The organism is Arthrobacter sp. Soil782, assembly GCF_001428435.1.
GTDB lineage: Bacteria > Actinomycetota > Actinomycetes > Actinomycetales > Micrococcaceae > Arthrobacter_D > Arthrobacter_D parietis.
Window position 1 is genome coordinate 287,823 of the sequence record NZ_LMSO01000001.1, and the last position, 14,515, is coordinate 302,337.

Annotated in this window: 15 protein-coding genes; all 15 read left to right on the top strand. The window is 61.7% G+C overall.

The genetic code is table 11. From position 1 onward, the window contains the following. The first annotated feature begins 65 nt into the window (after nt 1-65). The 15 genes from ASH00_RS01380 to rplP all read left to right on the top strand — a co-directional run bounded on the left by ASH00_RS01380 (nt 66) and on the right by rplP (nt 14,515). The gene (locus ASH00_RS01380; RefSeq protein ID WP_056543991.1) at nt 66-3,959 is read left to right on the top strand and encodes a DNA-directed RNA polymerase subunit beta'; all 3,894 of its coding nucleotides are present in this window, start codon (nt 66-68) and stop codon (nt 3,957-3,959) included. Between the two features lie 353 nt (nt 3,960-4,312). Further along, nucleotides 4,313-4,687, top strand: coding sequence for a 30S ribosomal protein S12 (gene rpsL, locus ASH00_RS01385; protein ID WP_026531947.1), 375 nt, complete (start codon nt 4,313-4,315; stop codon nt 4,685-4,687). 1 nt (nt 4,688) lies between these two features. Next, nucleotides 4,689-5,159, top strand: a complete 471-nt coding sequence (gene rpsG / locus ASH00_RS01390; protein ID WP_056543994.1) for a 30S ribosomal protein S7 — start codon at nt 4,689-4,691, stop codon at nt 5,157-5,159. An 84-nt stretch (nt 5,160-5,243) separates the two neighbouring features. Continuing rightward, the gene (gene fusA, locus ASH00_RS01395) at nt 5,244-7,358 is read left to right on the top strand and encodes an elongation factor G (RefSeq protein ID WP_056543999.1); all 2,115 of its coding nucleotides are present in this window, start codon (nt 5,244-5,246) and stop codon (nt 7,356-7,358) included. Between the two features lie 121 nt (nt 7,359-7,479). Next, the gene (tuf, locus tag ASH00_RS01400) at nt 7,480-8,670 is read left to right on the top strand and encodes an elongation factor Tu (RefSeq protein WP_056544003.1); all 1,191 of its coding nucleotides are present in this window, start codon (nt 7,480-7,482) and stop codon (nt 8,668-8,670) included. Between the two features lie 74 nt (nt 8,671-8,744). Continuing rightward, on the top strand, nt 8,745-9,347 hold the full coding sequence (locus ASH00_RS01405; RefSeq protein ID WP_157358958.1) for a hypothetical protein: 603 nt from the start codon (nt 8,745-8,747) through the stop codon (nt 9,345-9,347). 395 nt (nt 9,348-9,742) lie between these two features. Next, nucleotides 9,743-10,051: a 30S ribosomal protein S10 gene (gene rpsJ / locus ASH00_RS01410; protein WP_003803825.1), complete on the top strand. Its 309-nt coding sequence runs from the start codon at nt 9,743-9,745 to the stop codon at nt 10,049-10,051. 16 nt (nt 10,052-10,067) lie between these two features. Beyond that, the gene (gene rplC / locus ASH00_RS01415; RefSeq protein WP_056544007.1) at nt 10,068-10,724 is read left to right on the top strand and encodes a 50S ribosomal protein L3; all 657 of its coding nucleotides are present in this window, start codon (nt 10,068-10,070) and stop codon (nt 10,722-10,724) included. A 3-nt stretch (nt 10,725-10,727) separates the two neighbouring features. Further along, nucleotides 10,728-11,366 carry a 50S ribosomal protein L4 gene (rplD, locus tag ASH00_RS01420; protein WP_056544009.1) on the top strand — a complete coding sequence of 213 codons (639 nt, stop codon included), beginning with the start codon at nt 10,728-10,730 and terminating at the stop codon, nt 11,364-11,366. Further along, nucleotides 11,363-11,668, top strand: coding sequence for a 50S ribosomal protein L23 (gene rplW / locus ASH00_RS01425; RefSeq protein ID WP_056544012.1), 306 nt, complete (start codon nt 11,363-11,365; stop codon nt 11,666-11,668). Before rplD ends, rplW begins: the two co-directional genes overlap by 4 nt. Before the next feature lie 30 nt (nt 11,669-11,698). Then, nucleotides 11,699-12,538, top strand: coding sequence for a 50S ribosomal protein L2 (gene rplB / locus ASH00_RS01430; RefSeq protein WP_056544015.1), 840 nt, complete (start codon nt 11,699-11,701; stop codon nt 12,536-12,538). Nucleotides 12,539-12,550: 12 nt separating this feature from the next. Beyond that, complete coding sequence (rpsS, locus tag ASH00_RS01435) at nt 12,551-12,832, top strand: 30S ribosomal protein S19 (protein WP_011692805.1); 282 nt, start codon at nt 12,551-12,553, stop codon at nt 12,830-12,832. 39 nt (nt 12,833-12,871) lie between these two features. Then, nucleotides 12,872-13,237 (top strand): 50S ribosomal protein L22, encoded by a 366-nt coding sequence (rplV, locus tag ASH00_RS01440; protein ID WP_056544018.1) that lies wholly within the window; start codon nt 12,872-12,874, stop codon nt 13,235-13,237. Further along, entirely contained in the window at nt 13,238-14,098 is an 861-nt protein-coding gene (gene rpsC, locus ASH00_RS01445; protein WP_056544021.1) for a 30S ribosomal protein S3, read from the top strand. Continuing rightward, nucleotides 14,099-14,515, top strand: a complete 417-nt coding sequence (rplP, locus tag ASH00_RS01450; protein WP_056544024.1) for a 50S ribosomal protein L16 — start codon at nt 14,099-14,101, stop codon at nt 14,513-14,515. It begins immediately after the preceding gene.

Genomic DNA, 14,515 nt, shown 5'->3' on the forward strand with positions numbered 1-14,515 from the left:
TCGCAGACCCTCGCCGCACCCATAAGACTTTGTGAATTTAGAGAATAAAGAGAGACAGGGACCATATGTCCAGCGAATCCTCATTCGGCCACATGCGAATCGGCCTGGCCACCGCGGAAGAGATCCGCGGTTGGTCGTACGGCGAAGTCAAGAAGCCGGAAACCATCAACTACCGCACCCTCAAGCCTGAGAAGGACGGACTCTTCTGCGAGAAGATCTTCGGCCCATCGCGTGACTGGGAATGCTACTGCGGCAAGTACAAGCGCGTGCGTTTCAAGGGAATCATCTGTGAGCGGTGTGGCGTTGAGGTCACCCGTGCCAAGGTGCGCCGTGAGCGCATGGGCCACATCGAGCTGGCCGCTCCCGTGACACACATCTGGTACTTCAAGGGCGTTCCGTCGCGTCTTGGCTACCTCCTTGATCTGGCACCGAAAGACCTGGAAAAGGTCATCTACTTCGCCGCCTACATGATCACCTCGGTGGACGAGGAGAACCGTCACGCCGAACTGCCTAACCTCCAGGCCGAACACGACCTCGAGAAGAAGCAGCTCGTCGACCAGCGGGACTCCGACATTGCTGCCATCGCCCGCGACCTCGAGGACGAGCTTGCCCGTCTTGAGGGTGAAGGCGCCAAGGCTGCGGACAAGAAGAAGGCACGTGACTCGGCGGACCGCCAGATGGCGAACCTCCGCAAGCGTGCGGATGCTGAGATCGAGCGCCTCGAGCAGGTCTGGGACCGTTTCAAGACCCTCAAGGTTGCAGACCTCGAAGGTGACGAGGGCCTCTACCGTGAACTCCGCGACCGCTACGGTCTGTACTTCGAGGGCTCCATGGGAGCCGAGGCAATCAAGAAGCGCCTCGAGAACTTCGACATGCAGGCTGAGGCCGCGCTGCTCCGCGACATCATCCAGAATGGCAAGGGCCAGCGCAAGACCCGCGCCCTGAAGCGCCTGAAGGTTGTCAACGCGTTCCTGACCACCACCAACAGCCCGCTGGGCATGGTGCTCGATGCCGTACCGGTGATCCCGCCGGAACTGCGCCCGATGGTTCAGCTGGACGGTGGCCGCTTCGCGACCTCCGACCTGAACGACCTGTACCGTCGCGTGATCAACCGCAACAACCGCCTGAAGCGCCTGCTCGATCTCGGCGCACCCGAGATCATCGTGAACAACGAAAAGCGCATGCTCCAGGAAGCTGTTGATTCCCTGTTCGACAACGGTCGTCGCGGACGTCCGGTCACCGGGCCGGGCAACCGCCCGCTGAAGTCGCTCTCTGACATGCTCAAGGGCAAGCAGGGCCGCTTCCGCCAGAACCTCCTTGGCAAGCGCGTCGACTACTCGGGCCGTTCGGTCATCGTCGTTGGTCCGCAGCTGAAGCTGCACCAGTGTGGTCTGCCCAAGCAGATGGCCCTGGAGCTCTTCAAGCCGTTCGTGATGAAGCGTCTGGTTGACCTCAACCACGCTCAGAACATCAAGAGCGCGAAGCGCATGGTTGAGCGTTACCGCCCGCAGGTCTGGGATGTCCTCGAAGAGATCATCACCGAGCACCCCGTGCTGCTGAACCGTGCGCCTACCCTGCACCGTCTCGGCATCCAGGCGTTCGAGCCGCAGCTGGTTGAAGGCAAGGCCCTCCAGCTTCACCCGCTGGTCTGTGGCGCGTTCAACGCTGACTTCGACGGCGACCAGATGGCAGTGCACCTGCCGCTGAGCCCGGAGGCCCAGGCTGAGGCACGCATCCTGATGCTGTCCTCGAACAACATCCTGAAGCCTTCGGACGGCCGTCCGGTGACCCTTCCTTCGCAGGACATGATCATCGGTCTGCACCACCTGACCACCAAGCGTGAGGGTTCGGCAGGGGAGGGACGTATCTTCTCCAGCCCGGCTGAGGCGATCATGGCCTTCGACTCCGGCGAGCTGCACTTGAACTCGGTCGTGAAGATCCGTGTTCCGCACTTCATCCCGGGTCCTGACACCACAGCCCCCGAAGGCTGGGAAGAAGGCACTCCGGCGCTGATCGAAACCTCGCTCGGCCAGGTCCTGTTCAACGACACCCTGCCTGAGGATTACCCCTGGGTGGACAAGGTCGCTGACAAGGGTGAGCTCTCCACGATCGTGAACGATCTCGCCGAGCGCTACCCGAAGGTCGTCACCGCGGCAACGCTGGACAACCTGAAGGACGCCGGTTTCTACTGGGCAACCCGTTCAGGCGTGACCGTGGCCATCTCCGACATCTCCGCGCCGATCAACAAGGCCGGAATCATGGAGGGCTACGAGACGCAGGCAGCCAAGGTGCAGTCGCAGTTCGACAAAGGCCTCATCGCTGATGAGGAACGCCGTCAGGAACTGATCGACATCTGGAACAAGGCAACCAACGAGGTAGCCGAGTCCATGCGCGGTGCAATGCCGAAGGACAACACCATCAACCGCATGGTGTCTTCCGGCGCCCGTGGTAACTGGCTGCAGGTTCGTCAGATCGCCGGTATCCGTGGCCTGGTGGCAAACCCCAAGGGTGAGATCATCCCGCGTCCGATCAAGTCCTCCTACCGTGAGGGCCTGTCGGTTCTGGAGTACTTCATCGCCACGCACGGTGCCCGTAAGGGTCTCGCCGATACCGCTCTGCGTACCGCGAACTCGGGTTACCTGACCCGTCGTCTCGTGGACGTGTCCCAGGACGTTATCGTCCGCGAGGACGATTGCGGTACCGAGCGCGGTCTGAATGTCACCATCGCTGTACCGAATCACGACGGCGAGCTCGTCCTGCATGAGGAAGTCGAGAACTCGGCTTACGCACGCACGCTGGCTACCGACGTCGTTGATTCCAAGGGCGAGGTGTTGGCTCCTGCTGCGTCCGACGTCGGCGACGTGCTGATCAGCAAGCTGTTTGCGGCTGGAGTGACGGACATCAAGGTCCGCTCGGTCCTGACGTGTGAGTCCAGTGTCGGTACCTGCGCACTGTGCTACGGCCGTTCGCTGGCCACCGGCAAGACCGTGGACATCGGTGAAGCAGTCGGCATCATCGCTGCGCAGTCCATCGGTGAGCCGGGCACGCAGTTGACCATGCGTACCTTCCACACCGGTGGTGTTGCATCGGCGGAAGACATCACCCAGGGTCTGCCCCGTATCCAGGAGCTCTTCGAAGCGCGTACACCCAAGGGTGTCGCGCCGATCTCCGAGGTCGCCGGACGGGTCACCATCGAGGACGCAGAGAAGCAGTTGCGCCTCGTGGTTACTCCGGACGACGGCTCCGAAGAGATCGCCTACCCGGTACTGCGGCGTGCACGCCTGCTGGTAGCCGACGGCGATCACGTCGAGGTTGGCCAGCAGCTGGTCTTCGGTGCGGTTGATCCCAAGCAGATCCTCCGCATCCTCGGCCCGCGCAAGGCACAGGAATTCCTGGTGGACGAGGTTCAGCGCGTGTACCGCAGCCAGGGCGTCGGCATCCACGACAAGCACGTGGAAGTCATCGTCCGGCAGATGCTGCGCCGCGTCACGGTCATCGAGTCGGGGGACTCGGACCTACTCCCGGGTGAGCTGGCCGAGCGTCGCCGCTTCGAGAACGAGAACCGCCGTGTGGTGTCCGAGGGCAAGAAGCCTGCTTCAGGCAGGCCCGAGCTCATGGGTATCACCAAGGCTTCTCTCGCCACGGAGTCCTGGCTGTCAGCTGCTTCCTTCCAGGAGACCACGCGTGTCCTCACGCAGGCCGCCATGGAAGGCAAGAGCGATCCGCTGCTCGGCCTGAAGGAGAACGTGATCATCGGTAAGCTCATCCCGGCCGGCACCGGCCTGGATCGCTACACGAAGATCACGGTCGAGCCCACCGAGGAAGCCAAGGCCAACCTGTTCACCGGTCCGAGCGCGTTCAGCGACTTTGACTATGCAGGTGTCGACGGCGGACTCAGCCCTGAGTTCCATGCCATCCCGCTGGATGACTATGACATGGGATCGAGCGACTTCCGCTAGGAGACGCTTCCTTCCTGAGTGAGTGAAGGGGCCCGGACAGCAGATTCCGCTGCAGTCCGGGCCCCTTTACCATGCCGTTCCAGTCACGGCGCCCAATCTGTTAGACTTGTCGGGAATTGTTTGTGTGGCAGTGGATCGGCGTCTTCGGCTTGAGTCTTCGACGTATCTCCGTGTTGTAGGGAACTTGTACAACGAATGCCACATTTTTGCACGCCTACGGTCGTTTTACTCTTATCTCGCGTAGGCACGCCAAACGACTGACAAGCTCTGATTCGCCAACCGGCCGCGCGCCGGCGGTGCGATGCGGAGTCAGCAGAGATCTGATCTCGAGACAACATACGGAGAACTGAGAAGTGCCTACCATTAACCAGCTGGTCCGTAAGGGCCGGTCACCTAAGGTCTCCAAGACCAAGGCGCCCGCACTGCAGGGCAGCCCCATGAAGCGCGGTGTCTGCACCCGTGTCTACACCACCACCCCGAAGAAGCCGAACTCGGCTCTGCGGAAGGTCGCACGTGTTCGCCTCAACGGCGGCATCGAAGTAACCGCCTACATCCCGGGTGTCGGCCACAACCTCCAGGAGCACTCCATCGTGCTCGTGCGCGGCGGTCGTGTGAAGGACCTCCCCGGTGTGCGTTACAAGATTGTCCGTGGCGCACTGGATACCCAGGGCGTGAAGAACCGCAAGCAGGCTCGCAGCCGCTACGGCGCAAAGATGGAGAAGAAGTAATATGCCTCGTAAGGGCCCGGCCCCCAAGCGGCCGCTCGTTGTAGATCCCGTTTACGGATCCCCCCTGGTCACGCAGTTGATCAACAAGGTGCTCGTTGACGGCAAGAAGTCCACCGCCGAGCGCATCGTCTACGGCGCACTCGAAGGTGCCCGTGCCAAGTCCGGCGGCGATCCCGTGGCAGCTCTCAAGAAGGCCATGGAGAACGTCAAGCCAAGCCTTGAAGTTCGCTCCCGCCGTGTCGGTGGAGCCACGTACCAGGTTCCCGTGGAGGTCAAGCCGGGCCGCTCCACCGCCCTGGCCCTCCGCTGGCTGGTTGGCTACTCGAAGGCCCGCCGCGAGAAGACCATGACCGAGCGTCTCCAGAACGAGATCCTCGACGCTTCAAACGGTCTGGGTGCCGCTGTGAAGCGCCGCGAAGACACGCACAAGATGGCCGAGTCCAACAAGGCCTTCGCTCACTACCGCTGGTAATCGCGCTGCCGGTCCTTGCTACCGCTCCGGCGGTGCGGGGGACCGGCGGTCCAGCAGAACTCCACCTTAGATAAGGGAGACACCGTGGCACAGGACGTGCTTACTGACCTCAACAAGGTCCGCAATATCGGCATCATGGCCCACATTGATGCCGGCAAGACCACTACTACCGAGCGCATCCTGTTCTACACGGGTGTCAACCACAAGATCGGCGAAACGCACGACGGCGCTTCAACGACCGACTGGATGGAACAGGAAAAAGAGCGCGGCATCACCATCACCAGTGCCGCGGTGACCTGCTTCTGGGAACAGAATCAGATCAACATCATTGACACCCCCGGTCACGTTGACTTCACCGTTGAGGTTGAGCGCTCCCTGCGCGTCCTCGACGGCGCAGTGGCTGTGTTTGACGGCAAGGAGGGCGTAGAGCCCCAGTCCGAAACCGTCTGGCGCCAGGCGGACAAGTATGAAGTGCCCCGCATCTGCTTCGTCAACAAGATGGACAAGCTGGGCGCTGACTTCTACTTCACCGTGGACACCATCATCAGCCGCCTGGGCGCGAAGCCGCTCGTCATGCAGCTGCCGATCGGCGCCGAGAATGACTTCATCGGCGTTGTCGACCTGCTGTACATGCGTGCACTTGTCTGGCCCGGTGACTCCAAGGGTGACGTGACCATGGGCGCCAAGTATGAGATCCAGGAGATCCCGGCTGACCTCCAGGCCAAGGCTGAGGAATACCGCGCAGCCCTGGTCGAGGCCGTTGCCGAGTCTTCCGACGAGCTGATGAACAAGTACCTCGAGGGCGAAGAGCCCACCATCGAGGAGCTGAAGGCCGGTATCCGTAAGTTGACCATCAACTCGGAGATCTACCCGGTACTGTGCGGCTCTGCCTTCAAGAATCGCGGAGTTCAGCCGATGCTCGACGCCGTCATCGACTACCTGCCTTCCCCGCTGGATGTGCCTCCCATGGTCGGGCACGATCCCCGCGATGAGGAGACCGCGCTGACGCGCCAGCCGAGCACCGAGGAACCCTTCTCGGCGCTGGCATTCAAGGTTGCAACCCACCCGTTCTTCGGTCAACTGACGTTCGTCCGGGTGTACTCAGGGCATGTCACGGCCGGCACGCAGGTTGTGAACTCGACCAAGGGTAAGAAGGAGCGCATCGGAAAGCTGTTCCAGATGCACGCCAACAAGGAAATTCCTGTTGACGAAGCCTTCGCTGGTCACATCTACGCGGCAATCGGACTGAAGGACACCACTACCGGCGACACCCTGTCTGATTCGGCCAACCAGATCGTCCTCGAGTCGATGAGCTTCCCGGAGCCGGTCATCTCGGTTGCGATCGAGCCGAAGACCAAGGGCGACCAGGAGAAGCTTTCCACTGCTATCCAGAAGCTTTCGGCTGAGGATCCCACCTTCCAGGTGTCCCTCAACGAGGACACTGGCCAGACCATCATCGCCGGCATGGGCGAGCTTCACCTGGACATCCTGGTGGACCGTATGCGCCGTGAGTTCAAGGTCGAGGCCAATGTCGGCAAGCCGCAGGTCGCGTACCGTGAAACCATTCGCGGCACTGTGCAGAAGCATGATTACACCCACAAGAAGCAGACGGGTGGATCGGGACAGTTCGCGAAGATCCAGATCAGGATCGAGCCGATGGACACGTCCGAGGGCGAGATGTATGCCTTCGAGAACAAGGTCACCGGTGGCCGCGTTCCGCGCGAGTACATCCCGAGTGTCGACGCCGGCATCCAGGACGCGCTCAACGACGGCATCCTGGCTGGCTACCCGGTGGTCGGTATCAAGGCAACGCTGCTTGACGGCGCATACCATGATGTTGACTCCTCCGAAATGGCCTTCAAGATCGCCGGTCGCATGGCGTTCAAGGAAGCTGCCCGCATGGCAAAGCCCGTGCTGCTCGAACCGCTGATGGAGGTGGAAGTCCGCACGCCTGAGGAATACATGGGTGATGTGATCGGCGACCTCAACTCCCGCCGCGGCCAGATGCAGTCCATGGAGGACGCAAGCGGTGTCAAGGTCATCAAGGCGCATGTGCCGCTGTCCGGCATGTTCGGGTACATCGGCGACCTGCGTTCGAAGACCCAGGGCCGCGCTGTCTACTCAATGCAGTTCGACAGCTACTCGGAGGTCCCGAAGGCAGTAGCCGACGAGATCATCCAGAAGACTCGCGGAGAGTAATCCCGGCTCGTCCGGACAGTAATTTCACCAAAATAAAAGCCCCCAGTAGACTTGCATGAGTTTCAGCCGCGAAAAGCGTGGCTGGGGAGTAAGTCTTCTAAAAACGTTCTAGGAGGAACCCGTGGCGAAGGCAAAGTTCGAGCGGACTAAGCCGCACGTTAACATCGGCACCATTGGTCACGTTGACCATGGAAAGACCACGTTGACGGCTGCCATTTCGAAGGTGCTGTATGACAAGTACCCCAACCTCAACGAGGCACGGGACTTCGCGTCCATCGACTCGGCTCCCGAGGAGAAGCAGCGCGGCATCACCATCAACATCTCGCATGTTGAGTACCAGACCGAGAAGCGCCACTATGCACACGTAGACGCTCCCGGCCACGCTGACTACATCAAGAACATGATCACCGGTGCCGCGCAGATGGACGGAGCAATCCTCGTGGTTGCTGCGACCGACGGCCCGATGGCCCAGACCCGCGAGCACGTTCTGCTTGCCCGCCAGGTTGGTGTTCCCTACCTGCTGGTCGCGCTGAACAAGTCCGACATGGTGGAGGATGAGGAACTGCTCGACCTCGTGGAGATGGAAGTTCGCGAGCTGCTCAGCGCGCAGGGCTTCGACGGCGACGATGCACCTGTGGTGCGCGTTTCCGGCCTGAAGGCTCTCGAAGGGGACCCCGAGTGGGTCAAGTCCGTCGAGGACCTGATGGATGCTGTGGACAACAGCGTTCCGGACCCCGTCCGCGACAAGGACAAGCCGTTCCTGATGCCGGTTGAGGATGTTTTCACCATCACCGGTCGTGGAACCGTTGTCACGGGCCGCGCCGAGCGTGGAACCCTGAAGATCAACTCGGAAATCGAGATCGTCGGAATCCGTCCGGTTCAGAAGACCACGGTTACCGGTATCGAGATGTTCCACAAGCAGCTCGACGAGGCCTGGGCCGGCGAGAACTGTGGTCTGCTGCTTCGCGGTATCAAGCGCGAAGACGTAGAGCGTGGCCAGGTTATCGTCAAGCCGGGTTCGATCACCCCGCACACCGATTTCGAGGCCAACGTCTACATCCTGGCCAAGGACGAGGGCGGTCGTCACAACCCGTTCTACTCCAACTACCGTCCGCAGTTCTACTTCCGTACCACTGACGTAACCGGTGTCATCACGCTCCCCGAGGGCACCGAGATGGTCATGCCTGGCGACAACACTGAGATGACCGTTGCGCTCATCCAGCCCATCGCCATGGAAGAAGGCCTCGGCTTCGCTATCCGCGAAGGCGGCCGCACCGTTGGATCAGGTCGCGTTACCAAGATCAACAAGTAGTTCCTGAACTACCTGGAAAGGCCCCGCTGCGTTACGCAGCGGGGCCTTTCGTCTTTCTGCCGTAGAGTTATCCGGTGCAAATTTACTCGAGCGTGCCCCTGCAGCGCGGTTGGCAGGTCCTAACTGATCTATGTGCCATAGCTGTCGTCGTCGTCGCCTGGCTTTTCTCGCGCGCAACTTTCGAAGCTGTCTCGGGGCTCGCTGTGTTCGGGCGCGGCATGGAAGATGCCGGGAGCGGTTTCCACTCGTCGATGAGTGATGCTGCGGAGCGCATCGGGGGAGTGCCTCTCATCGGGGACCAGGCAAGCGCGCCTTTCCTGAGCGCTGCGGAAGCCGGCGCGTTTTTCGTCAATGCCGGCCAGGACCAGCAGAACTCGGTTGCGCAGGCCGCGGCCGTCGTGGGGTGGGCTATCTTCCTGCTCCCGGTTCTGGTCCTCATTCCGCTCTGGCTGGTTCCCCGGGTGCAGTTTGTTGTACGGTCAACACGGACGCGGCGTTTGAGTCGCGAGGCCGGGGGGATGGAGCTCCTTGCGCTGCGGGCACTGGTCCTTGCGAAGCCCTCCCAGCTTCAGAAGGTGTCCGTTGACCCAGTCCGCGCCTGGCGTGAAGGTGACCCAGCGGACCTTGAGCGGTTGGCCAAGCTTGCCCTGAGGCGCGAGGGCGTGCGTTCCCGCTAGCACCCGGACGGCGTGTGGGCAAGCTGACACAGGGCCGGATTCGCAATGTGCTGCATAATCTGGCAGACTAAATGAGTTGTTCAAGCGCCTGTGCGCGCGGTTTGAGTTGTAGTCCCGGTCAGGATAATGCCTGGCGCAGGGTCGCATCCGCCGCGGAAGCTGGCCCAAATATAACCCACCCCAATCGACAAGCTCGACGCGGGATTCTTCGCATTCTTTTGCAGAAGATACGCGACACGCCCGAGCGCGGGGGTCGGAGCCTCGGCAGGGTGAGGAACCCGGAAGTATCCGGATTCAGCCTGCTGGAGGAGCGCCACAACAACAGGCGCACTGTACGTAGCCAGGAACGTCACCGCACGGTGGCGCTCTACATGAAGAGAGAGAGTCGAGACGCCATGGCGGGACAAAAGATCCGCATCCGGCTGAAGTCGTATGACCACGAGGTCATTGACGTTTCAGCTCGGAAGATCGTTGAGACGGTGACGCGCGCAGGCGCAACGGTAGTAGGCCCCGTGCCGCTGCCCACGGAAAAGAACGTTTACTGCGTTATCCGGTCGCCGCACAAGTACAAGGACAGCCGCGAGCACTTTGAAATGCGCACGCACAAGCGTCTGATCGACATCATTGACCCCACGCCCAAGGCCGTCGACTCGCTCATGCGCCTCGACCTTCCCGCGGACGTGAACATCGAGATCAAGCTGTAAGGGAGAGAAGATAACTATGTCTACTTCGCTTACGCGCCAGGTCAAGGGACTGTTGGCTACCAAGCTCGGCATGACCCAGGTCTGGGATGAAAACAACCTCCTCGTACCGGTGACGGTCCTGCAGGCTGATTCCAACGTCATCACGCAGCTGCGCACCGCCGCCGCTGACGGCTACAGCGCCGTCCAGATCGGCTTCGGCCAGATCGATCCGCGCAAGGTCACCAAGCCGCTCGCAGGTCACTTCGAGAAGGCAGGCGTCACGCCTCGCCGCCACGTCGTTGAGCTGCGTACATCCGATGTCGATTCCTACTCGCTCGGCCAGGAACTTTCCGTTGAGCTGTTCGAAGCCGGCCAGCAGGTCGACGTCATCGGCAAGACCAAGGGCAAGGGCTTCGCGGGCGTCATGAAGCGTCACGGCTTCCACGGCGTTGGAGCCTCGCACGGTGCGCACAAGAACCACCGCAAGCCCGGCTCGATCGGTGGCGCCTCCACCCCCAGCCGCGTCTTCAAGGGTATGAAAATGGCAGGCCGTATGGGTGCCGTTCGCCAGACCACGCTGAACCTCACCGTTCACGCTGTGGACGTCGAGAAGTCGCTGCTGCTGATCAAGGGCGCTGTCCCCGGCGCCCGCGGACAGGTCGTACTCGTACGCACCGCCGTGAAGGGAGCATAAGTCATGGCTACCAAGACTCTGAAAGTCGATCTCCCCGCCGAGATCTTCGACGCACAGACCAACGTTCCGCTGCTGCACCAGGTCGTCGTGGCCCAGCTTGCTGCCGCCCGCCAGGGCACGCACAAGACCAAGACACGCGCCGAGGTCAGCGGAGCCGGCCGCAAGCCGTTCAAGCAGAAGGGCACCGGCCGTGCACGCCAGGGCTCGATCCGCGCACCGCACATGACCGGTGGTGGCGTAGTCCACGGACCCACGCCGCGTGACTACAGCCAGCGCACACCCAAGAAGATGAAGGCAGCCGCCCTGCGCGGTGCCCTGTCTGACCGGGCACGCAACGGGCGTATCCACGTCATCGAGTCACTGGCCGGCGGCGAGAAGCCCTCGACCAAGGCCGCAATGGCTACGCTGCGAGGCATCTCGGAGCGTCCCAACCTGCTCGTTGTCATTGAGCGTTCAAATGATCAGGCCGCACTGTCTGTGCGCAACCTGGTTGAGGTCCACACGCTGTACGTGGATCAGCTGAACACCTACGACGTACTCGTAGCGGATGACGTGATCTTCACGAAGGCTGCCTACGACACCTTTGTTGGTACGGCCCAGGCCGCTGACGCCGACATCACAACTGAGGAGGACGCCAAGTGAGTGGCTCCATCACCAAGGATCCTCGCGACGTCGTCATTGCACCCGTCGTGTCGGAGAAGAGCTACGGCCTGATCGACGAAGGAAAGTACACCTTCCTGGTCGACCCGCGCTCCAACAAGACCGAGATCAAGCTGGCCGTGGAGAAGATTTTCTCCGTCAAGGTCGACTCGATCAACACCATCAACCGTGTAGGGAAGCGTAAGCGCACCCGCTTCGGATGGGGGCAGCGCAAGGACACCAAGCGCGCAATTGTCACCCTCAAAGAAGGCACGATCGACATCTTCGGCGGTCCGCTCAGCTGAGCGGAGACCACTTTAACGAGGAACTGAAAAATGGCTATCCGTAAATACAAGCCGACAACCCCGGGCCGTCGCGGCTCGAGCGTTGCCGACTTCGCAGAAATCACACGGTCGACGCCGGAGAAATCCCTGGTGCGTCCGCTCCCCAAAAAGGGCGGCCGTAACAACTCCGGAAAGATCACTACCCGTCACAAGGGTGGTGGACACAAGCGTCAGTACCGTCTCATCGACTTCCGTCGTCATGACAAGGACGGTGTCAACGCGCGCGTCGCTGAGATCGAATACGATCCCAACCGCACCGCCCGCATTGCACTCCTGCACTACATCGACGGCACGAAGCGCTACATCATCGCGCCGAACAAGCTGAAGCAGGGTGACAATGTTGAGGCCGGCCCCGGCGCCGACATCAAGCCAGGCAACAACCTGCCGATGCGCAACATCCCCGTGGGTACTGTTATCCACGCTGTTGAGCTTCGTCCCGGCGGCGGTGCCAAGATGGCACGTTCCGCAGGGGCATCGGTTCAGCTCGTTGCCAAGGAAGGCCGCTTCGCGCAGCTTCGCCTGCCGTCCGGTGAAATCCGCAACGTTGATGTGCGCTGCCGCGCGACCATCGGCGAGGTCGGCAATGCCGAGCAGTCGAACATCAACTGGGGCAAGGCAGGCCGCATGCGCTGGAAGGGCGTTCGCCCGACCGTCCGCGGTGTTGCGATGAACCCTGTCGATCACCCGCACGGTGGTGGTGAGGGCAAGACCTCCGGTGGGCGTCACCCGGTCAACCCGAACGGTAAGGCCGAAGGCCGCACCCGCCGTCCCAACAAAGAAAGCGACTCGCTCATTGTGCGTCGCCGTCGTTCCGGCAAGAACAAGCGATAGGAGCCTGGAAACATGCCACGCAGCCTGAAGAAAGGCCCCTTCGTCGATCAGCACCTGTTCGTCAAGGTGGACCGCGAGAACGAGAAGGGCACCAAGAACGTCATCAAGACGTGGTCCCGCCGTTCCATGATCATCCCGGACATGCTCGGCCACACCATTGCCGTGCATGACGGGCGCAAGCACATTCCGGTGTTTGTCACCGAGTCGATGGTCGGGCACAAGCTCGGCGAATTCGCTCCCACGCGGACATTCCGCGGCCATGTGAAGGACGACCGCAAGGGCAAGCGCCGCTAAGGCGCCTGTTTCTACGGCTAAGACGAGAGAAGGAAAGCAATGGAAGCCAAGGCTATTGCGCGTCATCTGCGCGTAACGCCTATGAAGGCCCGGCGCGTCGTCAACCTTGTTCGTGGTAAGCAAGCGAATGAGGCTCTGGCAATCCTGAAGTTTGCCCCCCAGGCAGCTTCGGAGCCGGTTTTCAAGGTAGTACAGTCGGCGATCGCCAACGCACGGGTCCTCGCGGACCGCGACGGCGTGGCGTTTGACGAAGGCGACCTCATCATCAGCGAAGCGTTTGTTGATGAAGGCCCGACCATGAAGCGGTTCCAGCCGCGAGCTCAGGGTCGTGCATTTCAGATCAAGAAGCGGACCAGCCACGTCACTGTGGTAGTCGCTACCCCTGAGAAAGTGGAGGCTCGCTAAGTGGGACAGAAAGTAAACCCGCACGGGTTCCGACTCGGCATCACCACTGACCACCGGTCACACTGGTTTGCTGACAGCAACAAGCCGGGCCAGCGCTACAAGGACTTCGTCCGCGAGGACATCAAGATCCGTCAGCTGATGTCCACGGGCATGGACCGCGCCGGCATCGCCAAGGTTGAGATCGAGCGCACCCGCGACCGCGTTCGTGTGGATATCCACACGGCTCGTCCGGGCATCGTGATCGGCCGCCGCGGCGCCGAAGCGGATCGCATCCGCGGCGAGCTCGAGAAGCTCACCGGCAAGCAGGTTCAGCTGAACATCCTCGAGGTCAAGAACCCCGAGATCGAGGCGCAGCTGGTTGCCCAGGGCGTAGCTGAGCAGCTCTCTTCACGTGTGGCCTTCCGCCGCGCAATGAAGAAGGCAATGCAGTCGGCGCAGCGTGCCGGTGCCAAGGGCATCCGCGTACAGTGCTCCGGCCGCCTCGGCGGCGCGGAAATGAGCCGTTCGGAGTTCTACCGCGAAGGCCGTGTGCCCCTGCACACCCTCCGCGCGAACATCGACTACGGCTTCTTCGAAGCTAAGACCACCTTCGGCCGCATCGGCGTGAAGGTTTGGATCTACAAGGGCGACGTCACCGCCAAGGAGCTCGCAGCCCAGGCTGCGGCAGCACCGTCGCGTGGCCGTGGTGGCGGAGACCGTCCGGGCCGTGGCCCGGCCGGCGCTGACCGCGGCGGAGATCGCGGAGGCGACCGTCGTCGTCGTAATACCGATCGCGGTGCAGGTCAGGGCGAAGCTAACGCTGCTCCCGCCGAGTCCGCACCGGCTGAGTCCGCTGCTGCAGCGGAAGGAGGACAGGCTTAAATGCTTATCCCACGTCGAGTGAAGTTCCGTAAGCAGCACCACCCCGGTCGATCGGGCGCTGCTACCGGCGGCACTGAGGTCAGCTTCGGTGAGTGGGGTATCCAGGCTCTGAGCCCGGCATACGTCACCAACCGCCAGATCGAATCTGCGCGTATCGCAATGACCCGTCACATCAAGCGTGGCGGAAAGGTGTGGATCAACATCTACCCTGACCGTCCGCTGACCAAGAAGCCTGCTGAAACCCGTATGGGTTCCGGTAAGGGTTCCCCTGAGTGGTGGGTCGCCAACGTCAAGCCGGGGCGCGTTCTCTTTGAACTCTCCGGTGTCAATGAAGAGGTAGCTCGCGAGGCCCTGCGCCTGGCGATCCATAAGCTGCCGTTGAAGGCACGTATCGTGCGTCGTGAGGGTGGTGAATAG